26 protein-coding genes, 1 tRNA gene and 3 pseudogenes are annotated in these 25,218 nt (G+C 68.8%); 21 read left to right on the top strand and 9 right to left on the bottom strand.

Features of this window, described 5'->3' with window-relative positions; all coding sequences use genetic code 11:
• Positions 1–8: 8 nt before the first annotated feature.
• A complete protein-coding gene (locus tag DRB89_RS27800) occupies positions 9–203 on the bottom strand; it encodes a DUF3046 domain-containing protein (RefSeq protein WP_112451158.1) in 195 nt (64 codons plus the stop codon).
• Between DRB89_RS27800 and DRB89_RS27805 the strand changes: the two genes are divergently transcribed.
• The 7 genes from DRB89_RS27805 to DRB89_RS27835 all read left to right on the top strand — a co-directional run bounded on the left by DRB89_RS27805 (position 202) and on the right by DRB89_RS27835 (position 7,198).
• The gene (locus DRB89_RS27805; RefSeq protein WP_162688747.1) at positions 202–543 is read left to right on the top strand and encodes a hypothetical protein; all 342 of its coding nucleotides are present in this window, start codon (positions 202–204) and stop codon (positions 541–543) included. The genes DRB89_RS27800 and DRB89_RS27805 overlap by 2 nt on opposite strands.
• Complete coding sequence (locus DRB89_RS27810; protein ID WP_112463460.1) at positions 540–1,175, top strand: Tat pathway signal sequence domain protein; 636 nt, start codon at positions 540–542, stop codon at positions 1,173–1,175. Before DRB89_RS27805 ends, DRB89_RS27810 begins: the two co-directional genes overlap by 4 nt.
• A 301-nt stretch (positions 1,176–1,476) precedes the next feature.
• On the top strand, positions 1,477–2,709 hold the full coding sequence (locus DRB89_RS27815; protein WP_112449757.1) for a branched-chain amino acid ABC transporter substrate-binding protein: 1,233 nt from the start codon (positions 1,477–1,479) through the stop codon (positions 2,707–2,709).
• Between the two features lie 138 nt (positions 2,710–2,847).
• Positions 2,848–3,777 carry a branched-chain amino acid ABC transporter permease gene (locus DRB89_RS27820; RefSeq protein WP_112449758.1) on the top strand — a complete coding sequence of 310 codons (930 nt, stop codon included), beginning with the start codon at positions 2,848–2,850 and terminating at the stop codon, positions 3,775–3,777.
• Positions 3,774–5,597: a branched-chain amino acid ABC transporter permease gene (locus DRB89_RS27825; protein WP_239516361.1), complete on the top strand. Its 1,824-nt coding sequence runs from the start codon at positions 3,774–3,776 to the stop codon at positions 5,595–5,597. Before DRB89_RS27820 ends, DRB89_RS27825 begins: the two co-directional genes overlap by 4 nt.
• Before the next feature lie 3 nt (positions 5,598–5,600).
• Positions 5,601–6,485 carry an ABC transporter ATP-binding protein gene (locus tag DRB89_RS27830; protein ID WP_112449759.1) on the top strand — a complete coding sequence of 295 codons (885 nt, stop codon included), beginning with the start codon at positions 5,601–5,603 and terminating at the stop codon, positions 6,483–6,485.
• Positions 6,482–7,198: an ABC transporter ATP-binding protein gene (locus DRB89_RS27835; RefSeq protein ID WP_112449760.1), complete on the top strand. Its 717-nt coding sequence runs from the start codon at positions 6,482–6,484 to the stop codon at positions 7,196–7,198. Before DRB89_RS27830 ends, DRB89_RS27835 begins: the two co-directional genes overlap by 4 nt.
• An 80-nt stretch (positions 7,199–7,278) precedes the next feature.
• Here the strand turns inward: DRB89_RS27835 and DRB89_RS27840 are convergent, their stop codons facing one another.
• Positions 7,279–7,935, bottom strand: coding sequence for a response regulator (locus DRB89_RS27840; protein ID WP_112449761.1), 657 nt, complete (start codon positions 7,933–7,935; stop codon positions 7,279–7,281).
• Between the two features lie 99 nt (positions 7,936–8,034).
• Here DRB89_RS27840 and DRB89_RS27845 point away from each other — a divergent pair.
• Both DRB89_RS27845 and DRB89_RS27850 read left to right on the top strand, forming a co-directional pair.
• Positions 8,035–8,107 (top strand) — tRNA-Leu (locus DRB89_RS27845).
• A gap of 165 nt (positions 8,108–8,272) precedes the next feature.
• Positions 8,273–8,983, top strand: a pseudogene (locus DRB89_RS27850) (helix-turn-helix domain-containing protein).
• Here DRB89_RS27850 and DRB89_RS27855 read toward each other — a convergent pair.
• Together DRB89_RS27855 and DRB89_RS27860 are read right to left on the bottom strand one after the other, a co-directional pair.
• The gene (locus tag DRB89_RS27855) at positions 8,980–9,438 is read right to left on the bottom strand and encodes a MarR family transcriptional regulator (protein WP_112449762.1); all 459 of its coding nucleotides are present in this window, start codon (positions 9,436–9,438) and stop codon (positions 8,980–8,982) included. The pseudogene DRB89_RS27850 and the gene DRB89_RS27855 overlap by 4 nt on opposite strands.
• An 86-nt stretch (positions 9,439–9,524) precedes the next feature.
• On the bottom strand, positions 9,525–10,127 hold the full coding sequence (locus DRB89_RS27860; RefSeq protein WP_112449763.1) for a TetR/AcrR family transcriptional regulator: 603 nt from the start codon (positions 10,125–10,127) through the stop codon (positions 9,525–9,527).
• Positions 10,128–10,210: 83 nt separating this feature from the next.
• On the opposite strand from DRB89_RS27860, the gene DRB89_RS27865 reads away from it, so the two are divergent.
• Positions 10,211–10,879 carry an alpha/beta fold hydrolase gene (locus DRB89_RS27865; protein WP_112449764.1) on the top strand — a complete coding sequence of 223 codons (669 nt, stop codon included), beginning with the start codon at positions 10,211–10,213 and terminating at the stop codon, positions 10,877–10,879.
• Here DRB89_RS27865 and pyk read toward each other — a convergent pair.
• Complete coding sequence (gene pyk, locus DRB89_RS27870; protein ID WP_112449765.1) at positions 10,811–12,238, bottom strand: pyruvate kinase; 1,428 nt, start codon at positions 12,236–12,238, stop codon at positions 10,811–10,813. The two genes, DRB89_RS27865 and pyk, sit on opposite strands and share 69 nt — an antisense overlap.
• 159 nt (positions 12,239–12,397) lie before the next feature.
• On the bottom strand, positions 12,398–13,096 hold the full coding sequence (locus tag DRB89_RS27875) for an SIMPL domain-containing protein (RefSeq protein WP_112449766.1): 699 nt from the start codon (positions 13,094–13,096) through the stop codon (positions 12,398–12,400).
• Positions 13,097–13,237: 141 nt separating this feature from the next.
• Between DRB89_RS27875 and DRB89_RS27880 the strand changes: the two genes are divergently transcribed.
• Positions 13,238–15,049, top strand: a complete 1,812-nt coding sequence (locus DRB89_RS27880; RefSeq protein ID WP_112449767.1) for a 5'-nucleotidase C-terminal domain-containing protein — start codon at positions 13,238–13,240, stop codon at positions 15,047–15,049.
• 10 nt (positions 15,050–15,059) lie between these two features.
• Here DRB89_RS27880 and DRB89_RS27885 read toward each other — a convergent pair.
• A pseudogene (locus tag DRB89_RS27885) lies at positions 15,060–15,809 on the bottom strand (SidA/IucD/PvdA family monooxygenase); the annotation flags it as partial.
• 276 nt (positions 15,810–16,085) lie between these two features.
• On the opposite strand from DRB89_RS27885, the gene DRB89_RS27890 reads away from it, so the two are divergent.
• The 6 genes from DRB89_RS27890 (at position 16,086) to DRB89_RS27915 (ending at position 21,572) form a co-directional block, all read left to right on the top strand.
• Positions 16,086–17,228 carry a PLP-dependent cysteine synthase family protein gene (locus tag DRB89_RS27890; RefSeq protein WP_112452168.1) on the top strand — a complete coding sequence of 381 codons (1,143 nt, stop codon included), beginning with the start codon at positions 16,086–16,088 and terminating at the stop codon, positions 17,226–17,228.
• Positions 17,225–18,532: an MFS transporter gene (locus DRB89_RS27895; protein WP_112452169.1), complete on the top strand. Its 1,308-nt coding sequence runs from the start codon at positions 17,225–17,227 to the stop codon at positions 18,530–18,532. The genes DRB89_RS27890 and DRB89_RS27895 overlap by 4 nt, the downstream gene beginning before the upstream one ends.
• A gap of 281 nt (positions 18,533–18,813) precedes the next feature.
• Entirely contained in the window at positions 18,814–19,227 is a 414-nt protein-coding gene (locus tag DRB89_RS27900; RefSeq protein WP_112452170.1) for a DUF6153 family protein, read from the top strand.
• 127 nt (positions 19,228–19,354) lie between these two features.
• Positions 19,355–19,963: a DUF305 domain-containing protein gene (locus tag DRB89_RS27905; protein ID WP_112452171.1), complete on the top strand. Its 609-nt coding sequence runs from the start codon at positions 19,355–19,357 to the stop codon at positions 19,961–19,963.
• Positions 19,964–20,114: 151 nt separating this feature from the next.
• Positions 20,115–20,969, top strand: coding sequence for a F510_1955 family glycosylhydrolase (locus DRB89_RS27910; protein WP_162688748.1), 855 nt, complete (start codon positions 20,115–20,117; stop codon positions 20,967–20,969).
• Between the two features lie 81 nt (positions 20,970–21,050).
• Positions 21,051–21,572: a DUF4396 domain-containing protein gene (locus tag DRB89_RS27915; RefSeq protein ID WP_112452173.1), complete on the top strand. Its 522-nt coding sequence runs from the start codon at positions 21,051–21,053 to the stop codon at positions 21,570–21,572.
• 226 nt (positions 21,573–21,798) lie between these two features.
• On the opposite strand, the gene DRB89_RS27920 is transcribed toward DRB89_RS27915, so the two are convergent.
• Together DRB89_RS27920 and DRB89_RS43180 are read right to left on the bottom strand one after the other, a co-directional pair.
• A complete protein-coding gene (locus DRB89_RS27920) occupies positions 21,799–22,338 on the bottom strand; it encodes a hypothetical protein (protein WP_112452174.1) in 540 nt (179 codons plus the stop codon).
• Entirely contained in the window at positions 22,335–22,733 is a 399-nt protein-coding gene (locus DRB89_RS43180) for a hypothetical protein (RefSeq protein ID WP_162688749.1), read from the bottom strand. The genes DRB89_RS27920 and DRB89_RS43180 overlap by 4 nt, the downstream gene beginning before the upstream one ends.
• Between DRB89_RS43180 and DRB89_RS43185 the strand changes: the two genes are divergently transcribed.
• The 4 genes and pseudogenes from DRB89_RS43185 to DRB89_RS27940 all read left to right on the top strand — a co-directional run.
• Positions 22,647–22,961, top strand: coding sequence for a hypothetical protein (locus tag DRB89_RS43185; protein ID WP_343234828.1), 315 nt, complete (start codon positions 22,647–22,649; stop codon positions 22,959–22,961). The two genes, DRB89_RS43180 and DRB89_RS43185, sit on opposite strands and share 87 nt — an antisense overlap.
• 53 nt (positions 22,962–23,014) lie before the next feature.
• On the top strand, positions 23,015–23,452 hold the full coding sequence (locus DRB89_RS27930; RefSeq protein ID WP_112452176.1) for a hypothetical protein: 438 nt from the start codon (positions 23,015–23,017) through the stop codon (positions 23,450–23,452).
• Between the two features lie 112 nt (positions 23,453–23,564).
• The gene (locus DRB89_RS27935; protein ID WP_112463461.1) at positions 23,565–24,281 is read left to right on the top strand and encodes a hypothetical protein; all 717 of its coding nucleotides are present in this window, start codon (positions 23,565–23,567) and stop codon (positions 24,279–24,281) included.
• 604 nt (positions 24,282–24,885) lie between these two features.
• Positions 24,886–25,218 (top strand): annotated as a pseudogene (locus DRB89_RS27940) (transposase); the annotation flags it as partial.

Below are 25,218 nucleotides of genomic sequence, written 5' to 3' on the forward strand. Positions count from 1 at the left end.
GCCCTCGATCAGCGCAGCGAAGCGGGCACACCGACCGCCGAACACACCGCGCGCCACACGTCCTTGGCCTCCCAGCCGGCGTCCAGCGCCTCGTGGACCGTGCGGCCCCCGAGCTCCGTCATCACGTGGTCCCGCGCGAAGGAGTCCGCGTAGCCCGCGCCGAAGTGCTCGGCCATCCGCTCCCAGAAAATCGTCAACCGCATGCCTCCAGTATCTGCCTCTTATACCCATCTGACGCCGCCGACGACCGCCGAGACCCCCCGGCCCACCCCGCCCCAGCAGCTGTGCACCGACCTGATCACCCACTGGGCCGGCGTGATCCTCGGCGCCGGCGAGGGCGAGGACGCCGTCCGCCTCGACTACCAGGCCATGGGCCTGTCCGGCGGCCAGTACGAGATCCTCCTCGCCGTCCTCACCGACGCCCGCGCCGAACAGCGCGCCAAGGGCCCGGACGCCGCCCGCGAGCTCACCGCCCGGGAGGCGCTGCGCCGCTGCGCCGAGCGCCACCGCTCCGGCGTCCCGACCGGCGGTCCCTGGCAGTGAGCGCAGGCATCAGCCCGATCGAGCCCGGCGAGGGCACCGAGGCCCAGGAGGGCCCGCCGCAGGGACCCCGTACGCCCCCGGGCCCGCGGTGGGCCCGCGAGCTCTACGCGAGCCACCGGCGGGCCGTCCTGGCCACCGCGGCCCTGGCCTGCGCCTCGGCCGTGATCGCCACCGGCGCCGCGCTCTACGCCGCCCGACCGCGGCCCGCCCCGTACACGCCGCCCGCCCCCTCGCAGGTCTTCTCCCTCGTCTACGTCGATCCGGCCGGGCCGGCTCCCCCGGGCAGCGCCTTCGCCTTCACCGTGCGTGTGCGGACCGCGTCCGGGCCGGCCGTCACCCTGGAGCGGCTGACGCAGCCTTCGCGGGCGCTGACCGTCGAGATCGAGCCATCCCTTCCGGCCACCGTGGCGGCCGGTGAGACGCGCGACCTCGTCGTCCGCATTCAGGTGGCCGACTGCATGCATGTAGCACGGAATTCTGGACTCCCCCTCCTGGAAGTAACCCTGAGTAATGGATTCCAGAAAGAAGAGCACAGCTACATCCCCGGTGACCGATATGCCAGAGATCTTTCCACGGCTCTGACCAGGGCCTGTCCCGAGAAGCGAGACGAGGGCACCCCTCTGCCGTCATGACCAAAAGGGCCCAGAGTCCTGGCAGGACAGGACCCACATCACCAGACGGTCCTCACGCGTCTCACCATGCGGACAAGACGAACCGGCCGGAATTCCCCCGTTCCACCCCCAGAGATCCGTTATTTATTACGCCGTGGCATAACAAGAGAGTCACATCATTGGCCTCAGCCCTCCATAACGTCCTCAGACCCGCTTAGAGTCACGGCCAGTCACCGCGACCAGCCGGATTCCCATCAGTTCGGTTCCCCGCGTTCGACACGGTGCGTCCCACGGGGGACGCAGTGCCAGGAAAGGACTGATCGTGCGTCAGCGTTCTCTCATTGCCGTGACCGCCGCCCTCGCCGCGGGCGCCCTCACCCTCACCGCCTGCGGTTCGCGTGACGACAAGGCCGGCGGCACCGGCGACGGTGGCGAGACCACCGTCGTCATCGGCGTAGACGCCCCCCTGACCGGCGACCTCTCGGCCCTCGGCCTCGGCATCAAGAACTCCGCCGACCTCGCCGCCAAGCAGGCCAACGAGAAGAAGTACGTCAAGGGCGTCACCTTCAAGATCCAGGCCCTCGACGACCAGGCCCAGGCCTCCTCCGGCCAGCAGAACGCCACCAAGCTCGTCGCGGACAAGGAGGTCCTCGGAGTCGTCGGCCCGCTGAACTCCTCGGTCTCGGAGTCCATGCAGAAGGTCTTCGACGACGCCAAGCTCGCCCAGATCTCCCCCGCCAACACCAGCCCCTCCCTCACCCAGGGGCCGAAGTGGGCGACCGGCGACAAGGTCCGCACCTACAAGAGCTACTTCCGCACCGCCACCACGGACGCCGTCCAGGGCCCGTTCGCGGCGCAGTACCTCTTCAACAAGGCGGGCAAGAAGAAGGTCTTCATCATTGATGACAAGAAGACCTACGGCGCAGGCCTCGCCGGCACCTTCAAGGGCGAATTCACCAAGCTCGGCGGCCAGGTCGTCGGCGAAGGCCACATCGACCCGGAGAGCAAGGACTTCTCCGCCGTCGTGACCGAGGTCCGCAGCTCCGGCGCCGACGTCGTCTACTACGGCGGCGAGTACCCCGCGGCCGGCCCGCTCTCCAAGCAGATCAAGGCCTCCGGCACCGCCATCCCGCTCATCGGCGGCGACGGCATCTACGACAAGAAGTACGTCGAGCTCGCCGGCGCCGGCGCCGCGGGCGACCTCGCCACCTCGGTCGGCGCCCCCGTCGAGAGCCTGCCCTCCGCCAAGGAGTTCGTCGCCAACTACGCCAAGGCCGGATACAAGGAGCCCTTCGCCGCATACGGCGGCTACTCCTACGACTCCGCCTGGGCGATCATCGAGGCCGTCAAGGCCGCCGTCGACGGCAACAACGGCAAGCTCCCCGCCGACGCCCGCGCCAAGGTCCTCGCCGCAGTCCAGGGCGTCTCCTTCGACGGCGTGACCGGCAAGGTCTCCTTCGACGAGTTCGGTGACGCCACCAACAAGCAGCTCACCGTCTACAAGGTCGAGGGCAACGACTGGAAGTCCGTCGAGTCCGGCACCCTCGGGGGCTGAGCTCCACCAGTCACCAACCCGTAGCCGGTAGTCCGCTCGAACGGCCGGCCACGGGGCACCACCAACCTGCCGCGCGGGGCGCGCACAAAAAGCGCCCCGCGCGGAGTCACATCCGTCGAAAGACTCGGAGGACCTGCGGTGCACGAACTGCCGCAACAGCTGGTCAACGGCCTGCTACTGGGATCCATGTACGGGCTCGTCGCCATTGGCTACACCATGGTCTACGGCATCGTCCAGCTCATCAACTTCGCGCATGGCGAAATCTTCATGACCGGCGGCTTCGGAGCCCTCACCGTCTGGCTGATGCTCCCCGGGGGCACCACCATGTGGATAGCCCTCCCGCTCATGATCATAGGCGCCGTCATCGTCGCCACACTGATCGCCGTCGGCGCCGAACGCTTCGCCTACCGACCCCTGCGCAGCGCTCCCAGGCTCGCCCCGCTCATCACCGCCATCGGCCTCTCCATCGCCCTCCAGCAGGCGGTATGGGCCTGGTACCCGGGAGCCGAATCCTCCCTGATCTTCCCCGAGATCCCCGGCGGACCCTTCCACCTCGGCAGCATCACCATCCAGACCGGTGACGTCTTCCTCCTGATCGCCGCCCCCATCTCCATGGCCATCCTCGGCTTCTTCGTCAAGAAGACCCGCACCGGCCGCGGCATGCAGGCGACCGCCCAGGACCCCGACACCGCCAAGCTCATGGGCATCAACACCGACCGCATCATCACCACCGCGTTCGCCCTCGGAGCCGTCTTCGCCGCCATCGGCGCAGTCGCCTACGGCCTCAAGTACGGCGAAGTCCAGTTCAAGATGGGCTTCCTCCTCGGCCTCAAGGCATTCACCGCAGCCGTCCTCGGCGGCATCGGCAACATCTACGGCGCCATGGTCGGCGGCCTCGTCCTCGGCCTCGCCGAAACCCTGACCACCGTCTACGTCGCCGACATCCCCGGCTTCGAACAGCTCGGCGGCCAGTCCTGGGGCAACACCTGGGCGTTCGTACTTCTCATCCTCGTGCTCCTCTTCCGGCCACAAGGCCTGCTGGGCCAGCGCGTGGCGGACAGGGTGTGACCTCCATGACGACCATCACCGCGGACACCGCGAAGACCACCGCACCGGCCAAGGGATTCATCCCCCTCCCCGAGAAGACGGCCCGCGCCCTCGCCACCGCAGGCGGCGCACTCACCATCGTCTCCGCGTTCCTCGCCTGGACCTGGACCACCGCCTACCCCGGAGACCTCACCGTCTACGGCTACCCCGGCGGCCTCCAGTGGCTCGTCCTCATCGGCGGAGCCCTCACCACCCTCTTCGGCCTCGCCTCCTACGGCACCAAGGGCCTGCGCTGGCTCACCCCCGCAGGCGCCGACGCCGCGATCAAACTCGCCGCACTCGCCGCCTTCGCCACCACCTGGTACACCGTCGTCTCCATCGTCACCGAACTCGGTGCCCTCGTAGACCTCGAACCCGGCGCCGGCATCGCAGCCCTCGTCAGCCTCCTCGCCGTCATCGGCGCCTTCGCGCTCCCCTTCGAGCGCCCCGCACTCGAAGGCCCCGACCCCGACGACAGCGAATGGGAGAAGTTCAAGCACGAAGCCGGCAACCGCTGGACGACCCTCAGGGCCGCCTTCGCCACCGGACCCCTCAAGCCCGCCCGCACCCTCCCGGCCTGGACCGAGATCCTCCTGATCGCCGCCATCCTCGGCCTCGCACTCACCGTCTTCACCTACGGCATCACCACCCCGTACCAGGAACTCTTCATCGGCTTCCTGTTCACCGCCGGATTCGGTGCCGCAGCCCTCAACAAGGCCGGCCTCTTCGCCCGCGCCACCGCCCTCACCACCCGCCACCGCAACGTCGCCCTCGTCGGCGCCTTCGCAGCCGCGGCAGCCTTCCCCCTCACCCAGACCGACGACCAGTACGCGAACCTCGGCGTCAACATCCTGATCTTCGCCACCGTCGCACTCGGCCTGAACATCGTCGTCGGCCTCACCGGCCTCCTCGACCTCGGCTACGTCGCCTTCCTCGGCGTCGGCGCCTACGCCGCGGCCCTGGTCTCCGGCTCCCCCAACTCGCCCTTCGGCGTACAGCTCCCCTTCTGGGCCGCCATCCTCATCGGCGCCGCCGCCTCCATGGTCTTCGGCGTCCTGATCGGCGCACCCACCCTGCGCCTGCGCGGCGACTACCTCGCCATCGTGACGCTCGGCTTCGGTGAGATCTTCCGCATCTCCATGAACAACCTCGACGGCACCTCCGGACCCGACATCACCAACGGGCCCAACGGCATCGCGAACATCCCGAACGTCAACCTCTTCGGATTCGACTTCGGCGCATCACACACCATCGCCGGATTCACCATCGGCCGCTTCGCGAACTACTTCCTGCTGATGCTGGCGATCACCCTCATCGTGATCCTCGTCTTCCGCCGCAGCGCGGACTCCCGCATCGGCCGCGCCTGGGTCGCCATCCGCGAAGACGAGACCGCCGCCGAAGCCATGGGCATCAACGGCTTCCGCGTCAAGCTCATCGCCTTCGCCCTCGGCGCCACCCTCGCCGGCCTCGCCGGCGCGGTCCAGGCACACGTCCAGTACACGGTCACCCCCGACCAGTACAAATTCGCCGAGGCCGTACCCCCGAACTCCGCGTTCCTGCTCGCCGCGGTAGTCCTCGGCGGCATGGGAACCATCGCGGGACCCCTGATCGGCGGCTCGCTGCTCTTCCTGATCCCCAACAAGCTCCAGTTCCTCGGCGAATACCAGCTCCTCGTCTTCGGCATCGCCCTCATCGTCCTGATGCGCCTGCGCCCCGAAGGCCTCATCCCCAACCGGCGCAACCAGCTCGAACTCCACAAGGACATGGAAGCGCCCACGGTCCTCGGCAAGGCAGGGGTCTGACCCATGACGACCACCACCACCGACACCCCCGCCGCCACCACGGCGGAGACCGTCCTGGACGCACGCGGCGTCACGATGCGCTTCGGCGGCCTCACCGCCGTCAAGAACGTCGACCTCACCGTGCGCAGCGGCGAGATCGTCGGCCTCATCGGCCCCAACGGCGCCGGCAAGACCACCTTCTTCAACTGCCTCACCGGCCTCTACATCCCCACCGAGGGTGAAGTCCGGTACAAGGACAAGGTCCTGCCCCCCAAGTCGTACAAGGTCACCGAGGCCGGAGTGGCCCGCACCTTCCAGAACATCCGTCTCTTCAACAACATGACGGTCCTGGAAAACGTCCTCGTCGGACGCCACACCCGCACCAAGGTCGGACTCTGGGCCTCCCTCCTGCGCCTCCCCAGCTTCGGCCGGGAAGAAGCGGCGAGCCGCGACCGGGCCATGGAACTCCTCGAGTTCATCGGCCTCGCCCACAAGTCCGAACACCTCGCCCGCAACCTCCCCTACGGCGAACAGCGCAAGCTCGAAATCGCCCGCGCGCTGGCCAGCGACCCCGGCCTCGTCCTCCTCGACGAGCCCACCGCCGGCATGAACCCGCAGGAGACCCGCGCGACCGAAGAACTCATCTTCGCCATCCGCGACCAGGGCATCGCCGTCCTCGTCATCGAGCACGACATGCGCTTCATCTTCAACCTCTGCGACCGCGTCGCCTGCCTCGTCCAGGGCGAAAAGCTCATCGAAGGCACCGCCGCCGAGGTCCAGGGCGACGAGCGCGTCATCGCCGCCTACCTCGGCGAACCCTTCGAAGGCGCCCCCGGCGCCGAAGAAGTCGCGGAGGTCGAAGCGGCGGAGGCACACAGCAGCACCAGCACGGACGGAGAAGACCGGTGACCGCACTCCTCGAGGTCGAAGACCTCCGTGTCGCCTACGGCAAGATCGAAGCCGTCAAGGGCATCTCCTTCAGCGTCGACGCCGGCCAGATCGTCACCCTCATCGGCACCAACGGCGCCGGCAAGACGACGACCCTGCGCACCCTGTCGGGCCTGATCAAGCCGCGCGGCGGCCAGATCAAGTTCGAGGGCAAGTCGCTCAAGAAGATCCCCGCGCACGACATCGTCGCGCTCGGACTCGCCCACTCCCCCGAGGGGCGGCACATCTTCCCGCGCATGACGATCGAGGACAACCTCCTCCTCGGCGCCTTCCTCCGCAAGGACAAGGACGGCATCCAGAAGGACGTCCAGCGCGCCTACGACCTCTTCCCGATCCTGGGAGAGCGCCGCAAGCAGGCCGCCGGCACCCTCTCCGGCGGCGAGCAGCAGATGCTGGCCATGGGCCGCGCGCTCATGTCCCGGCCCAAGCTGCTCATGCTCGACGAGCCCTCGATGGGCCTCTCGCCGATCATGATGCAGAAGATCATGGCGACCATCGCCGAGCTCAAGTCGCAGGGCACCACGATCCTGCTGGTCGAGCAGAACGCCCAGGCCGCGCTGTCGCTGGCCGACCGGGGCCACGTGATGGAGATCGGCAAGGTCGTCCTGTCGGGCCCGGGCCGCGAGCTCCTGGTCAACGAGGACGTCCGCAAGGCGTACCTCGGCGAGGACTGAGCAGTCCCCTCCACACGAGTGAGGCCCGCCTGCGGATCCTGGATCCGGAGGCGGGCCTCACTCGTACGCGCTGCGGGGTGCTACTCGCCCTTGGCGGCGGCCTTCTTCTCCTCGGCGTCCTCGATGACCGCCTCGGCGACCTGCTGCATGGACATCCGGCGGTCCATGGAGGTCTTCTGGATCCAGCGGAAGGCGGCCGGCTCCGAGAGCCCGTACTGCGTCTGCAGGATGCTCTTCGCGCGGTCCACGAGCTTGCGGGTCTCCAGGCGGAGCGAGAGGTCGGCGACCTCCTTCTCCAGCGCGCGGAGCTCGGCGAAGCGGGAGACGGCCATCTCGATCGCGGGGACGACATCGCTCTTGCTGAAGGGCTTCACCAGGTACGCCATGGCACCGGCGTCGCGGGCCCGCTCGACGAGGTCGCGCTGCGAGAACGCGGTGAGCATCAGCACGGGGGCGATGGACTCCTCCGCGATCTTCTCGGCCGCGGAGATCCCGTCCAGGACGGGCATCTTCACATCGAGGATCACCAGGTCGGGGCGGTGCTCCCGGGCCAGCTCGATGGCGGTCTGCCCGTCGCCGGCCTCGCCGACGACGGCGTAGCCCTCTTCTTCGAGCATTTCCTTGAGGTCGAGACGGATGAGCGCCTCGTCCTCGGCGATGACGACGCGCGTCGTCAGCGGCGGAACGTGCGACTGGTCGGCGTCGGGCGTGGGCGTCGACTCGTGCTCGGCGGTCACGGGTGCTCCTCGTTGCAAGGCGGTTCAGCTCCCACGAGCCTACCTAGCTCCTGTATGTTTGTGACACGGAGGGTCTTCGGTATCCTTCGTTTCGAAGGGGCCCCGGTAGCCCAGCGGCAGAGGCCATGGATTCAAAACCCATTCAGCGTCGGTTCGAATCCGACTCGGGGCACTTCTCCTTCAATTTCAAGGTCGCCAAGCGATATGGCGATCTTCACTCGTCACGGTGAACGAAACTTCGATTACCGACCAACCGGACGAATGACGTCGCATGCTCCCGACTGTGGAGCACAATCCCGCGATACGCGAACACGCAGTCGTACTGCTGCGCCGAGGCATGACCAACCGAGCCGTGGCCGAGCACCTCTCGGTCCCCCGCGGAACCGTGGGCTGGTGGCTCCATGAGGACCGAAAACGCCGGGGCGAAACATACACAGCGCCGACTGACTGCCCGAGGTGCACAGGCCGAGAACTCGACCAAGGCGCGTACGCCTATCTCCTCGGCCTCTACCTCGGCGACGGCCACATCATCTCGAAGCGCAAGCAGCACCACCTGTCCGTCTTCTGCGATGCCGCGTGGACCGGCCTCATCGATGCCGCCGAGGAAGCCATGCGCCTCGTCATGCCCCTGCCCAGCGTGAGTCGCCGCCACCGACAAGGCTGCGTCGAGGTCAAGTCCTACACCCACCACTGGACCTGCCTGTTCCCGCAGCACGCGCCCGGCAAGAAGCATGAGCGGCGCATCGTCCTCGAGGACTGACAGCAGGGCATCGTCGATGCCCACCCGTGGGAGTTCGTGCGGGGGCTGATCCACTCCGACGGGTGTCGGATCACGAACTGGACCGTCCGTAACGGCAAGCGCTACGAGTACCCGCGGTACTTCTTCACCAACAAGTCGGACGACATCCGGAAGCTCTGCACCGACACCCTCGCCAAGGTCGGCGTCCAGTGGACGGTCCTGGCCCGGGGAAGCGACCCCTTCAACGTGTCCATCGCCCGCAAGGCGTCCGTCGCGCTCATGGACGCCCACATCGGGCCGAAGTACTAGCCGGGCAGGTCCCCGCTGCCGCCCAGGTTGGCCACCACGCGCCGCAGGGCGTCGATCGTCGCCGCGTACTGGGCGTCGTCAACACCCTCCCGCATCCGCTCGTGGACCTTCGCGTTGCGGTCGTGCGCGCGCACGCGGCCGGCTTCGCCCGCTTCGGTGAGGGTGAGGGTGCCGTCCGCCTCCGTGAGCCAGCCTCGGGCCGTGAGGTCGTCGTAGACGGCATCGAAGTCGGTGTCCTGGTCGTCGTACGGGGTCAGCTTCTCGGTGAGGGCGGCGCGCTTCCACTGGGCGGGGGTGGCGGCCACGTGGTTGAGGGTCCACCAGTGGGGCTGGGTGAGGTTCTCCTCGGCGAGGGCGGCGCGGAGGCCGCCTATGGCGAGGTTGGCGGCTTCTCGGGCCCAGTAGCCGATGGGTTGGGCCGCGAGCTGGTCCTGTGAGTATTCCTTGATCGTCATACTGCGAGCCTACGACCTCAAGTCACCTTGAGGTCAAGGTGACTTGGCGTGTCGGCCGCCGATGTCCGGCGCGGGCCTGGGCCCGCTCACGCGCGGCCCGTGAGGCCGTGCAGGACGGTGGTCACGTGGGCTTCCGCGTCGGCTGGGTCGAGGGGGGCGTGAGCGATGAGGAGGCGGTACCAGAACGGGCCGAAGACCAAGTCGACCGCGTGGTCGAGGTCCGTGGTGGCGGGGAGTTCCTCGCGGGTGACGGCCCTCGTCAACAGGGTCGCGACGATCTCGCGGCGGGTGGCGGCCCAGGCGCGGAAGGGTTCGGCGAAGGCGGGGTCGAGTTGGGCTTCCGCCATGAGGCCGGTGAGGGCTTTGGTGCGGACGGGGTCGTGGCCGATGCGGTAGAGGTCGGTGACGAAGGCGGTGAGGTCGCCCGCGAGGGTGCCGGTGTCGGGTTCGGGGACGCGGGTGGCGGTTTCGTGGGCGTAGGCGTCCATGACGAGGGCGGGCTTGGACTTCCACCAGCGGTAGACGGTGCTTTTGGCGACGTTGGCGCGTTTGGCGACGCCTTCGATGGTGAGGGCTCCGTAGCCGCTCTCGACGAGGAGCGCGGCGGTGGCTTCGAGGACGGAGTGGTGGGCGTCTTCGTTGCGGAGGCGGCCGCCGGTGCGGGGGTTGCCCGAAGGAGTGATTGACACGGCTTCAAGATAAGCCCTACCGTTTTATCAAAACGCGGCGTAGCGTTTTGATTGATGGAGCGGGCTGATCAGGGGGTGGAGCCATGGGCAAGATCGTGATCGCGCACGGGTACGGGATGGGTGCCGGGGACCACTGGTATTCGGCGGTGGGTGAGGAGTTCGCCGCCGAGGGGCATGAGGTGCGGATTCCGAACTTCCCGGAGCCGTTCGCGCCTGAGGCGGATGTGTGGCTGAAGGAGTTGGAGGAGGAGGCGGCGTCTGGCCCCGGGGGTGTGCCTGCGGGCGAGACGGTGTTGGTGGGGCACAGCCTGGGCGGGGTGAATGTGCTGCGGTTGCTTCAGCGGCACGACACGGAGGCCGAGGGGGCGTTCGCGGGGGTGGTGTTCGTGGCGTCGATGTCCGGGGAGGTGGGGTATGAGGCGCTGGCGCCGTTCTTCACTCCGGAGTTCGACTGGCGGAAGATCCGCAGGGCGGCGCGGGAGTTCCGGGTGGTGCATGCGGCGGATGACGCGGTGACCGGGGAGAAGACCGGTGAGCACGTGTTGCGGTGTGTGCGGGAGCTGGGTGCGCAGGCGCGGGTGACCGCGTCGGGCGGGCATTGCCCGGGTTCGGGTGGGATCCGGTTGGAGTTGCCCGACGCGGTGCGTCTTATACGTGAGGTGTTGTCGTCGTCGGGGTGGGTGTCAGCGGACGGCGTCGCCGATGTGGTGGATGCGGACGAGGTTGGTGGATCCGCTGACGCCGGGGGGTGAGCCTGCGGTGATGACGACGATGTCGCCGGGTACGCAGCGGCCGATGCGCAGGAGTTCTTCTTCGACTTGGGCGACCATGGCGTCGGTGGAGTCGACGTGGGGGCCGAGGAAGGTTTCGACGCCCCAGGTGAGGTTGAGCTGGGAGCGGGTGGAGGCGTCGGGGGTGAAGGCGAGGAGGGGGATGGGTGAGCGGTAGCGGGAGAGCCGGCGGACGGTGTCTCCGCTCTGGGTGAAGGCGACGAGGAATTTGGCGCCGAGGAAGTCGCCCATTTCGGCGGCTGCGCGGGCGACTGCTCCGCCTTGGGTGCGGGGCTTGTTGCGGTCGGTGAGTGGGGGGAGGCCCTTGGCGAGAATGTCTTCTTCGGCGGCTTCGACGATGCGGGCCATGGTGCGGACGGTTTCGATGGGGTATTTGCCGACGCTGGTTTCGCCGGAGAGCATGACGGCGTCGGTGCCGTCGATGATGGCGTTGGCGACGTCGGATGCTTCGGCGCGGGTGGGTCGGGAGTTTTCGATCATCGAGTCGAGCATTTGGGTGGCGACGATGACGGGTTTGGCGTTGCGCTTGGCGAGCTTGACGGCGCGCTTCTGGACGATGGGGACTTGTTCGAGGGGCATTTCGACGCCGAGGTCGCCGCGGGCGACCATGATGCCGTCGAAGGCGGCGACGATGTCGTCGATGTTTTCGACGGCTTGGGGCTTTTCGACCTTGGCGATGACGGGGAGGCGTCGGCCTTCTTCGTCCATGATGCGGTGGACGTCTTCGATGTCGCGGCCGCTGCGGACGAAGGAGAGGGCGATGACGTCGGCGCCGGTGCGCAGGGCCCAGCGGAGGTCGTCGATGTCTTTTTCGGAGAGGGCGGGGACGGAGACTGCGACGCCGGGGAGGTTGAGTCCCTTGTGGTCGGAGACCATGCCGCCTTCGATGACGCGGGTGTGGACGCGGGGTCCGTCGACTGCGGTGACTTCGAGGGTGACGCGGCCGTCGTCTACGAGGATGCGTTCGCCGGTGGTGACGTCTTCGGCGAGGCCTTTGTAGGTGGTGCCGCAGGTGTGGCGGTCGCCTTCGTGGTCTTCGACGGTGATGGTGAATTCGTCGCCGCGTTCAAGGAGTACGGGTCCTTCGCGGAAGCGGCCCAGGCGGATCTTCGGGCCTTGAAGGTCTGCGAGGACGCCGACGCTGCGGCCGGTTTCGTCGGATGCTTTGCGGACGTGCTGGTAACGCTCCTCGTGTTCGGCGTAGTTGCCGTGGCTGAGGTTGAAGCGGGCGATGTCCATTCCGGCTTCGACCAGGGCTTTGATCTGGTCGTATGAGTCGGTGGCGGGGCCCAGGGTACATACGATTTTCGCTCGGCGCATGGGGCGAGGGTATGCCCCTACCAGGGAGTAGGAAATTGGTTCCGGGTGTCCACTCAACAACCTTTGAGCAAAAGGTTGTTGACAATTGTTGAATGTGCATGGGGGTGCTCTGATGAGCACCCCCGGGCGCCGGTTTGCTGGGGTTTCGCGGTCAGGGGTTCACAGCTGGGGAGGGGTCATGGTGAAGCGTGCGTTCACTTGTGCGTAGACGGTTTGGCGCTGGGGTTCGAGGTCGAGGGCGGGGGGGCCTGCGTCTTCGGTGCCGCTGAAGGCCATGGTGCGCATGCCGGCGCCGGCTGCTTGGAAGGGGGCGGGGGTGTTTTCGGCGCCGAGGTCGGCGAGTTCGACGAGGGCGGCGAGGTTGGCGCCGAGTGCGGTGGCGTATTCGCGGGCGCGCTGGACGGCTTCGAGTACGGCTTGGCGGCGGGCTTCGCCGTGGGCGGGTGAGGTGGGGCGCAGGGCCCACCAGGGGCCGTCGACCTGGGTGAGTTCGAGGTCGGCGAGGCGGGTGGTGAGTTCGCCCAGGGTGGTGAAGTCGTTGAGTTCGGCGGTGAGGTGTACGCGTCCGTGGTAGGCGCGGATGCGTTCGCCGCGGCCGTGGCGGGTGAGTTCGGGGGTGATGGAGAAGGCGCCGGTTTCGAGTTTTTCGACGGGGTCGCCGTAGCTTTTGACGAGGTCGAGGACGGCGTTGTTGCGGCGGGTGAGGTCTTCGAGGGCGGTGCGCCGGTCGGTGCCGCGGGCGCTGACGGTGATGCCGATGCGGGCAATCTCGGGGTCGACTTCGAGGCGGGCTTCGCCGCGGACTGCGACGCGGGGGACTTCGGGGGTTCCGTAGGGCTGCGATGCGTCCTGGGTCATGGCTTCACTGTCGCACTGACGCTCGTGGGGGTGTGGTCATCGGATCGAAACCTGTGGGGGGTGTTGCGGCTTGTTACTGCTGGGTCAGAATCTACGCGCGTTGCACTACCTGTACGCGCGCACCTCACAAGGGGAGATGGCATGGCATTCGACCGTAGGACATTCCTGGGCACTTCGGCTGCCACGGGTGCGGCCGTGGCGCTGGCGGGGGCCACGAGCACCCCGGCCGCCGCGGCTGACGGGGTCGCGGGCGCGGCTTCGGCCGGGGGGCCGAAGACGTACGCGTTCACGGTGATGGGGACGACGGACCTGCACGGGAACGTCTTCAACTGGGACTACTTCACGGACAAGGAGTTCGACGACAAGGCGCACAACGACATCGGTCTGGCGAAGATCTCGACGCTGGTCAATGAGGTGCGGGCGCAGAAGGGGCGGCGCAACACGCTGCTGATCGATGCGGGTGACACCATTCAGGGCACGCAGTTGTCGTATTACTACGCGAAGGTGGATCCGATCACCGCGCGGCGTGGTCCGGTGCATCCGATGGCGCAGGCGATGAACGCGATCGGGTATGACGCGGCGGCGCTGGGGAACCACGAGTTCAACTACGGCATTCCGGTGCTGCGCAAGTTCGAGGAGCAGTGCGACTTCCCGCTGCTGGGGGCGAACGCGCTGGATGCGAAGACGTTGCGGCCGGCGTTCCCTCCGTACAGCATGCACCGGTTGCGGACTCCGCACGGGCGGGACGTGAAGGTGGCGGTGCTGGGGCTGACGAATCCGGGGATCGCGATCTGGGACAAGGCGAACGTGCAGGGGAAGATGACGTTCCCGGGTCTTGAGGAGCAGGCGGCGAAGTACGTGCCGCGGCTGCGGTCGCTGGGGGCGGACGTGGTGATCGTGTCGGCGCATTCGGGGTCGAGCGGTACGTCGAGTTACGGGGACCAGCTTCCGTACGTCGAGAACGCGGCGGGTCTGGTGGCGGAGCAGGTGCCGGGGATCGACGCGATCTTGGTGGGGCACGCGCACACGGAGATCCCGGAGTACCGGGTGCGGAACAAGGCGACCGGCAAGGACGTGGTGCTGTCGGAGCCGTTGAAGTGGGGTCAGCGGCTGACGCTGTTCGACTTCGAGCTGACGTGGGCGAAGGGCTGCTGGTCGGTGGCGAAGGTGTCGGCCCGGGTGGTGAACTCGAATGCGGCGGTGGAGGACCCGAAGATCGTGCGGCTGCTGTCGGACGAGCACCGCAAGGTCGTGGCGTATGTGAACCAGGTGATCGGTACGTCGACACAGGCGATGTCTTCGGCGGAGGGTCCGGTCAAGGACGTGGCGATCATCGATCTGATCAGCCATGTGCAGGCGGAGACGGTGAAAGGTGCGCTGGCGGGTACGGAGTGGGCGGGGCTGCCGGTGCTGTCGCAGGCTTCCTGTTTCTCGCGGACGGCGTCGATCCCGGCCGGCCAGGTGACGCTCAAGGATGCGGCGGGCCTGTATCCGTTCGAGAACACGCTGGAGGCGCGGCTGCTGACGGGTGCGCAGGTGAAGGCGTATCTGGAGTATTCGGCGAGGTACTTCGTGCGGACGGCTCCGGGTGAGGTGGTGGATCCGGCGAAGCTGACGAACGCGGAGGGCACGCCGGACTACAACTACGACGCCGTGTACGGGCTGACCTATGACATCGACGTGTCGGAGCCGGTGGGTTCGCGGATCACGGGGTTGTCGTTCCAGGGCAAGCCGGTGGATCCGGCGGCGCAGTTCGTGTTGGCGGTGAACAACTACCGGGCTTCGGGTGGCGGCAACTTCCCGCACGTGCCGCAGGCGAAGCAGTTGTGGGCGAATTCGGATGAGATCCGTAACACGATCATCCAGTGGGTGAAGGCGAAGGGGACGGTGGACCCGGCGCAGTTCGCGTCAGTGGACTGGCGGCTGACCCGGGCCGGGATACCTGTCTTCTAAACGTTTCTTCCTAGGGGTGCTCGACCAGCGGGAGCAGTTCGCCGAGGGGTTGGGGGCGGGTGTGCTCCCGCTGTTCGAGGCCGAAGGTGGTGAAGGCGGTGCGGGTGGGCTGGGGGTAGGCCTCTTTGCCCGTGAGGGTGTTGAGGATGGCGGCGCTGCGCCAGGCGGCGAGGCCGAGGTCGGGGGCTCCGACGCCGTGGGTGTGGCGTTCGCCGTTCTGGACGAAGATGCTGCCGGTGACGGTGGGGTCGAGGACCATCCGGTAGCGGTCGTCGATGCGGGGGCGGCCGGAGGAGTCCTTGCGCAGGTAGGGGTCGAGGCCGGCGAGGAGGCGACTGAGGGGGCGCTCCTTGTAGCCGGTGGCGAGGACGACGGCGTCGGTGGTGAGGCGGGAGCGGGTGCCTTGTTCCACGTGTTCGAGGTGGAGTTCGACCTTGGTGGTGGCGACTCGGCCTGCGGTGCGGACGCTGACTCCGGGGGTGAGGACGGCGTCGGGCCAGCCTCCGTCGAGGGTGCGGCGGTAGAGCTCTTCGTGGATGGCGGCGATGGTGTCGGTGTCGATGCCCTTGTGGAGTTGCCATTGGGCGGGGACGAGCCGGTCGCGGACCGGTTCGGGCAGGGCGTGGAAGTAGCGGGTGTAGTCGGGGGTGAAGTGTTCCAGGCCGAGCTTGGAGTACTCCATGGGGGCGAAGGAGGGGGTGCGGGCGAGCCAGGTGAGGCGTTCGCGGCCGGCGGGGCGGGAGCGGAGCAGGTCGAGGAACCACCAGCGCGGACACCGCCAGCAACCGCGCGGCCTCCTGCGCATCCGGCGACCAGGCCCGCGCATCCCCCACCAGATCACTCACACACCGTCAACGAGCCTGAACTCAAAGCGTTTCGGATCAATAAGCGTCTGTCGGTGGCGAATCTAGAGCTCATTCGTGCGGCCGCACCTACCGGCCGCCGCCCGTTGCTGCCCGCTGGACGCTGGAGGAATCGCCCTCCCGCCTCTGACCGCAGCAGCCGGCGAGATGCGCACAGAAGCAGCCATCTACGCATGAGAGCCGAGAAGATGACCACTCTTCCCACTGCTGACAACCCGTCCGCCCGGTCCTCCCTGTCCGGGCTGGTCGGCAACACACCGCTCCTCCGGGTAACTGAGCCGTTCACCCGGGAAGGCCGCGGTTTCTGGGCGAAGCTGGAGGGCTTCAACCCCGGCGGGATCAAGGACCGTCCGGCCCTGCACATGGTCGAGCGGGCCCGTGCCCGCGGCGATCTGCTCCCCGGCGCCCGGATCATCGAATCCACCAGCGGCACCCTCGGCCTCGGCTTGGCCCTGGCCGGCATGGTCTACGGCCATTCGGTCACCCTGGTCACCGACCCCGGGCTCGAAATGTCCATGAACCGGCTGTTGACCGCGTACGGCGCCCAGGTCAACCTCGTCTCCGAACCCCACCCGACCGGCGGCTGGCAGCAGGCCCGCCGCGACCGGGTGACCCGGCTGATGCAGCAGCACCCGGGCTCCTGGTGCCCGGACCAGTACAACAACCCCGACAACACCACCGCGTACACCCCGCTGGCACTGGAGCTGGCGGCCGAACTCGGCCACATCGACGTCCTGGTGTGCAGTGTGGGGACCGGTGGTCACTCCGCAGGTGTCTCCCGCGTCCTGCAGCAGCTCTACCCGGGACTGACGCTCGTGGGAGTGGACACCATCGGCTCGACGATCTTCGGCCAGCCGGCCCGCTCCCGCCTGATGCGCGGCCTCGGCTCCAGCATCTACCCGCGCAATGTCGCGTACGAGAACTTCTCCGAGGTGCACTGGGTCGCCCCGGGCGAAGCGGTGTGGACCTGCCGGCAGCTCGCGGCCTCCCACTACGCCACCGGCGGCTGGAGCGTGGGCGCGGTCGCCCTGGTCGCGGGGTGGCTTGCCCGTACGCTGCCGGCGGACACCCGTATCGCGGCGGTCTTCCCGGACGGGCCGCAGCGCTACCTGGGCACGGTGTACGACGACGACTACTGCGCCGCCCACGGACTGCTCGACGGCCCGCCGGCCCTCGAGCCGGAGACCGTGGGCCGGATGGACGAGAAGGAGGTCACCCGCTGGACCCGGTGCACCACCGTGGTCGACCCGCTCACCCTCACCGACGAGTCCGAGGCGAACCCGGACTCCGCCGCGGTGGAGGAGGACGCCCGGTGAGGAGCACCCTGGTACAAGTACGTTCCTATGAGCGCAGCGTCCAGCTGTTGATGGTGAATCAGTTCACCATCAACCTCGGCTTCTACATGCTGATGCCGTACCTCGCGCAGCATCTCTCCGGATCGCTCGGTCTGGCGGGCTGGGTCGTCGGACTCGTCCTGGGCGTACGCAACTTCAGCCAGCAGGGCATGTTCCTGATCGGCGGGACACTGGCCGACCGCTTCGGCTACAAGCCGATGATCATTGCCGGGCTCGCGCTGCGCATCGTAGGCTTCGCAACCCTCGGCATGGTCGACTCCGTGCCCGCACTGATCGCCGCCTCCGCCGCGACAGGCCTGGCCGGGGCCCTGTTCAACCCCGCGACCCGAGCGTACCTGGCCGCGGACGCGGGTGAACGCCGAGTCGAGGCCTTCGCCCTGTTCAACGTCTTCTACCAGGCCGGCATCCTGCTGGGCCCCTTGGTGGGCATGGTGCTGACCGGGGTCGACTTCCGCGTCACCTGCCTGGTCGCCGCCGCGATCTTCGCCCTGCTGAGCATCGTGCAGATCCGTGCCCTGCCCGCCCGCCGGGGCAACGACGCGAAGGACCGGGCGGAGGGCCCGCGCGAGAGCGTGCTCACCCAGTGGCGCGGCATCCTGGCCAACCGCCCGTTCCTGCTCTTCTCCGTAGCCATGATCGGCTCGTACGTGCTCACGTTCCAGGTGTATCTCGCCCTGCCCTTGGAAGTCCGGCGCCTCGGCGGCGACGGGACGTTCGGTACAGCCGCCGCGGCGATGCTCTTCGCCGTATCCGGGCTCAGCACGATCCTCTTCCAGACCAAGGTGACGGCCTGGTGCAAGGCCCGGATGGAACCGGGCCGCGCGCTCACCTGGGGACTGCTCGCCATGGGCACCGCGTTCATACCGCTGCTCATCGCCACGGCCGTCCCCGTGCCGGACGGCGGGGCAGGGCGTTGGCTGCTCGCGGCCGTGCCCTCGACACTCGCGGCGCTGCTGCTCGCCGTGGGCACGATGATCGCCTACCCCTTCGAGATGGACACCATCGTGCGACTCTCCGGCGACCGGCTCGTCGCCACCCACTACGGGCTGTACAACACCATCTGCGGCATCGGCATCGCCCTGGGAAACCTGGGGATCGGCGCGGCCCTGGACGCTGCCCGCGCCTCCGGAATGTCCGCGCTGCCGTGGACCGCGCTGGCCGCCCTCGGCCTCGCGTGCGCCGCCGCGCTGCACGGGCTGCACCGCACCGGCCGCCTCAAGCCGCCGCCGCTGCCTGAGGCGGAGAAGCAGCCTGCGACGGCCTGAACCGACGGCCCCGGGGGAGGGGCGGGTGGCACAGCGCCCGCCCCTCCCCCGGGCATGCCCACGCATCCAGGAACGCCCCACGCCCAGCCCACCCGCGCCGCTCTCAACCGGCCGGCTCATACAGCCCTTCCGGGCGGTCCGATATCGACCAGACCCACGCGGGCGACCTGTCCCACATCGTCTGCCCGCAATGCGAGCGGAGGGCGGGCGCCTGTTCGAAGGATTGCTCCGAAGGGCGGACGGCGCGGGCCGCGCGCGGAGCCGGATCGTACGCTGAGCCCATGACCTCAGCCGAGCGCCTGACGAGCCGCCGCCCTGCCGGGCGCGGCTTTGTCCTGCTCGTGCTGGCAGTGCTGGCAGGCGTACTGGCGATGCACGGCCTCGGCCCGAAGCCGATGTTCGCGGCGGCGTCCTACCCGGCCCAGGTGCGGCATGCAGCGCCCGTGCCCCATGAGCAGGCCGCGCATCAGGCCGACGGGAACTGCTCTCACTCGGCCGGCGGATCGGAACACCTCGATCACGCGGACGCGATCTGCGCGGCGACCGGTGTCGGTGTCCCGTACTCGCCGCCCCCGCTGATCAGCGCCGTGGACACCGCCCTTCCCGCCGCAGCACTTCTCGGTGGGGTCCAGGTCGGCACGGCGAGTGGCCGGGCTCCGCCCGACCTGTCCGAACTGCAACTCCTGCGGATATAGGACCGCCCGCACGGCACCCCCTCGCCGCCTGCTTCTGCCTGGTGGCGGGTGCCGCGCTCCGGCACACCCTCATTTCCGCAGATTGACGCGCACCCATGGCGGTTGCGCGTGAAGGAGTTGCACCACTATGACCGCGAACCGTTCCCTCGTCCGCCGTACCGCCGCCGTGATCGCTGCCGGCGCGGCCGCACTCGTCCTGGCCGCCTGCGGCTCCAGCGACGACAGCTCCGCTTCCCCGTCCGCCAGCGCATCGGCCCCGGCCGCGCAGGGGCAGCACAACGCCGCCGATGTCGCCTTCGCCAAGGGCATGATCCCCCACCACCGCCAGGCCATCGAGATGGCCGACCTCGCGCCCAGCCGGGCGGAGTCGGCGGAGGTGAAGACGCTCGCCGAGCAGATCAAGAAGGCCCAGGACCCGGAGATCAAGACCCTGTCCGGATGGCTGACCTCCTGGGGCGAGCAGGTGCCGGCCGAGGGCGCCGCAGACCACGGCGCGCACGGCACGGGCGGCATGATGACCGCCGAGGAGATCGACAACCTGAAGGCAGCCTCGGGCAAGGCGTTCGACACCGCCTTCATGGAGCTGATGATCAAGCACCACGAGGGCGCGGTCGAGATGGCGAAGACGGAGAAGGCCGACGGCTCCTTCCCTGACGCCAAGACCATGGCCGACGCGATCATCACCTCCCAGTCCGCCGAGATCGACAAGATGAACACCCTCCTCGGCAAGAACTGACCCGGTCGCCGGCGGGGGCGGGCGCCACACAGCGCCCGCCCCCGCGCCCGCACGCCCACCCGCATCCGCGTCACTTCGCCGACAGCTTGGTCCTCCTCACGTGATCACCCACGCCCTTTCACCGCGCCGCCGCGGGCTCACCGCGGCCGCCGTGGCAACTGCGGCCGGCCTGTTGCTGGCCGCCTGCTCCGCACCCGACGCCGACAAGCGGAGTTCGACCACACCTGACCCGGGGACCGGGCATCTACACGGCCTCGGCGTCGATCCGGCCGACAACACCGTCTACGCCGCAGGCCACCTCGGCGTCTTCCGCCTGGCCGACGGCACAGCGCTCCGGGTCGCCGACCGCTACCAGGACACGATGGGCTTCACCGTCACCGGCCCCTCCACCTTCCTCGGCAGCGGCCACCCCTCCCCGTCAGACCCGAACGCCCGCTCACCCCACCTGGGCCTGATCCGCAGCACCGACGCGGGCCGGACCTGGCAGACCCTCTCCGCCGAAGGTGAAGCCGACTTCCACGCCCTTGAGCAGGCCGGCGAGAGCTTGTACGGCTTCGACAGCCAGAGCGGGAAGATCTGGGCCAGCGTCGACGGCGGACGCACCTGGGACAAGCGCGCCCAGCAGCCGCTGCTCGACCTCGCCGCACATGCCGAGAACCCGCAGCAGGTGTGGGCCGCCACCGGCAAGGGCCTGGAGACCAGCAGCGACGGCGGACGCAGCTTCCGCCCCGTCGCCGGAGCCCCCGCTCTGGTCGCCGTCGATGCGCCCGAGCCCGGACTACTGGTCGGCCTGGCCGCCGACGGCCGGGTGATGAGCAGCCGCGGGGGCCAGGCGTGGACCGAGCAGGGCCGCCTGCCCGCAGGCGCAAAGCCCACCGTGCTCACCGCCGTGACCGGTCAGCGGCTGCTCGCCGCCGACACCACGGACACCGTCTACGAATCCACCGACGCCGGCCGCACCTGGATGGTGCTCCACCAGCCTTCCGCCGGAGCGGAATACCCCTAGAGGAATACCCCCTAGGGGTATAGGGTTCTGGTGTGGGTGCCGCGCAGGGGCCCACACTGGACGGGAATGGGGATGAGGGTCATGGACCACAGCACTCACCACGCCGGAACCACGCACGACCACGCCACCCACGAGGACCACCACGGACACGGCGAGCCCGCCCACGGGGGCGCCTCCTGGAGCATGGCGGCGAAGGCGACCCTGCACTGCCTGACCGGGTGCGCCATCGGCGAGATCCTCGGCATGGTCATCGGCACCGCCCTGCTGTGGGGCAACGTCCAGACGATGATCCTCGCGATCACGCTGGCGTTCATCTTCGGCTACTCGTTCACCCTCTTCGCCGTCCGCAAGGCCGGCCTGGACTTCAAGAGCGCCGTCAAGGTCGCCCTGGCCGCCGACACCGTCTCCATCGCGGTGATGGAACTGGTCGACAACGGCATCATCGCGCTCACGCCGGGGGCGATGGAAGCGCACCTGTCCGACGGACTGTTCTGGGCCGCGCTGCTCGGCGGATTCGCGGTCGCCTTCCTGATCACGACCCCGGTCAACAAGTGGATGATCGGCCGCGGCAAGGGCCACGCCGTCGTCCACACCTACCACTGACACCCACCCCTCAGGGCAGCAGCGCGCCCCGGACGCACCACGAAGGTGCACCCGGGCGCGCCGCTCTGCGAAGAGGGGTTGACCGGATGCGTCCTGGGACTTTCCGTCGACCGCCCCGGATCCGCCGGGTCCGCGGCGTGAGGAGGCAATCCGCGATGAGCCCGGGCCGGGCTCACCGGACGGCAGGGTCAGTCGGCGCCGCTCCGACCCCTGGCTGGCGCTGAAGTCACTGCGCGGCCTGCTGCGGCAGCAGACGTGGCTCTCGCTGCCGACGGCGCCCATAGCGGGTCACCCCGCGCGGTTTGAACACCGACAGCGCGGCGGCCGTCAGCAGCACCACGAGCGCGGCGGCCGCGTCCGCGATCAGCTGGATGCGCATGCCCTCCAGTTCGCCGCCCGCGAGGGAGGCCTGCGCCGCAGCTTCGGCCAGGTGCCCGACCGGCTGCATGTGGACCAGGAGAAGCAGGGTGGCGAGCACCGTGATCAGCAGTTTCGCGATCAGCCAGTAGTGGCGCAGCAGCCCCCACACCGTGCCCGGGGACTGCACCACCCCGGTCAGCAGCGAGGCGACACTGAACGGCACGATGACGAACCAGCCCACCAGCTCCATCGCCAGATATGAGGCGCGTACCGTCTCGGGCGCGCTGCCTGCCAGGCCGGCGACGGCGAGGGCCAGGAAGGCGGCGACCGCACCGAGCCAGCCGACCGAAGCGGTGACATGCGCGGTCAGCGTCAGCTTGCGCAGCCGCGGGCCGAACGGCGTCATGGCGTGTGCCCGACCATGCCTCCACCGGCCAGGTGGACGATCAGGAACACCGCGACCAGAACGACCGCGATCGCCGCGGACACCTTCACCCAAGGCGGCGCGCCCGCGCCGTCATCCTCGCGACGAGTCGGTGAGCCGGCCATGACGCCCTCCGGAGTTTTCGGATGCGGCCCCACGAGCCCGCACCACCATTTTCCGACGTCGAGGCGGTCCTGCTCGCCTGGCACGAACGTCAGGTCACCGGGCACCTCCACCACCTCGCGGAGATCAGCGGCCGGCCCGGCACCCCCACACGGCGACTGGCGGCGGTGCTTGAGGCGTACGCGGGCATCGCCCAGCAGCGGCACGGCGGCGAACTCGCTGCCCTTCTCCACCAGGGCGACCACATCACCCACGCCCAACAGCACCTCGAAGGCATGCTCCAGAACCTTCTCGCCGAAGGCGCCCGGGCAGGCGACCTGCGCGATGACGTCCCGCCCGCCGAACTCGCCCAGTATTGCCTCCACGCCCTGACCGCGGCCTCCGGCCTGACCTCCCGGGCCGCGCTCCGCCGCCTGGTCGCCGTCACCCTCGACGGCCTGCGCCCGGTTCCCCGAACACCCCAAGATCACCACTTCGCGTGATCATTTACGGGGTGGCTGTACAGGGCGCTCCACCTGCCGGATAGGCTCGCGGCATGGTCACGGCCCGGACTGCATTCGGCACGTCGCGGACCCGCTACACGGCGGGCCCGCTGCGCCTGCTGTGGCTGGCCGCCCTGCTGTTCGCTTTCCTCTACACCCACGCCGCCGGAGCCGACAGCGCCTCCGCGCACGTCACCGGCGGCGCAGTCGACGTGTCCTACCCGACGCCCACCGGCCATGGCAACGCCCATGATCACGACACCGAGGCACCCGACGAACCCGACGGCGGCAGTGGGCACTCCCACCCCGCCGAAGCCTGCGCCTCCGGCCACCCTCAGCAGGGCCTGGACCTGCCCAACCCACAGCTGACGGCCCTCGCGCGGCTGACCCCCGCCGTCGGCGCGATGAAGCCGCAGCCCTGGGTGGGGACCATCCCATCCGGCCTTCCTCCGTTGCGAAGCTCCCTCGGTTCCGTGGTGCAGCAGGTATAGATCCGGGCAGTTTGCCCCGATCCGTCCTGACTCTCATCGCCGATCCCGGCCAGCCCCACGCAGTGGTGCGCCGGGTGATGAGCCACGCACGCACCACCGAAGGAACTCGCACGTGACCTCGACCCAGCTCCTCGACGCCCGGACCCCGGAACCGACGTCGATCTCTCCCGCCGAGGGACGGGCCGCCCGGCGCACGCGCCTGGCCCGCAAGCGGTCGCTGGCCGCCCGCTACCTCGGCTACGTCGGCTACTTCGTCGGCGCCGGCCTCATCAGCGGCGCCGTCGTCCACCACCCGCTCGACCCCGACCGCTACACCCGCATCGCCGCGTACGGCGCCTTCGTCTTCCTCGCGGCCACCATCCTCAACGAGTTCATCCTCACCAGGGAGCGGCCGGGCCTGCCGCGCATGCTGGTGGTGATCGGCGCCTCCCTGACGCTGTCCTTCGGCATCGGCATGCTCAGCGGCGGCCTCCAGCACTTCGACGACTTCCCCGCCCGCGGAGCCGTCCTCGTCCCCGCCGGACTCCTCGTCTCCTTCATCGCCTACGTCATCAAGGGCGCGGACACCCCCACCCGCCGCATCTTCAGCCTCGTCGGCCTGGCCGTCCTCGCCACCGCCGCCCTCGCCTTCTTCGGCCTACGCGAGGTCGCCGCCTCCATGGAAAACACACCCGGCGGCGGGCACAGTCACGGCACCGCGGAAGAACCCGCCGCAGACGACCACGCACCCACGACCCCGTCAGCCCCGGCTGCCTCCACTCCCAGCGCCTCCCCGACAACAAAGCCCACCCCCAAGACCCCAGCCCACAACGACGGCCACGCTCACTAAGAGCAAGACCTGAACCCACTTCTGGTCCCGGGCGCCCAGTCGGGATCTTGAGGGGGAGCTACGGCGGCGAGCCGCACGGAACGCGCGATTTGGCGGGGGTGTGACCGCCTTCCCTCCCCGTCACAGAACGTGCTCGGGAGGGGAAGCCCGGACCGCGGCTCAGGCAGCGGCCCAGCCAGACCGCCCGCAGCAACAAGCCGCCTCCCGAACCAGGGGTACAGCCTGGGTCCGGAGGCGGCTTTCTGTTACTGACACTCCGTAAGCAAATACATCGGGCACGTGTCGAACGTGCGTCACGTGCGTCAGACCAGCATCAAGCTACCGCCCGTAACTCATGTAGCGCACATCACACACATCGATCAAAGATACAGGTCAGGGGCCCTTTGCGGTCGATTCAAGGATCGCGACGCACTCGAGGGCATCGGAAGCAGGTCAGCCAAAACATGCGGAAGGCCGGTGGGCGTCAACGCACTCGGCGGTCCTCCAGCGGGGCGGCCCCCAGTGGGCGGTTCATGAGCTCATGAGTGGCTCTGGTGTCGCCTGATGGTGTGGGCGAAGCCGGAACGTTCCGATCCGGTGCCGGTGGCCCGCTGGGATCGGTGGGATGAGTGAGCGAAAGCCGTGCCAGAGCGACTTGTCCGACGAGCAGTGGGCGTTGATCGAGCCGGTGCTCACGGCCTGGAAGAACCGGCACCGTTCCGTGAGTGGCCACCAAGGCCGCTATCCGATGCGGGAGATCGTGAACTCGATCCTCTACCAGTCCCGGACCGGCTGTCAGTGGGCCCTGTTGCCGAACGACCTGCCGCCGAAGAGTGCGACGTACTACTACTTCGCCGCCTGGCGGGACGACGGCACGGACCAGCGGATCCATGAACTCCTGCGCTGCCAGGTGCGGGAGAGGAACCGGCGATTAGAGGACCCGGCCTTGGTGGTCCTG

It is taken from the genome of Streptomyces sp. ICC4, assembly GCF_003287915.1.
In the GTDB taxonomy this organism is placed as follows: domain Bacteria; phylum Actinomycetota; class Actinomycetes; order Streptomycetales; family Streptomycetaceae; genus Streptomyces; species Streptomyces tritrimontium.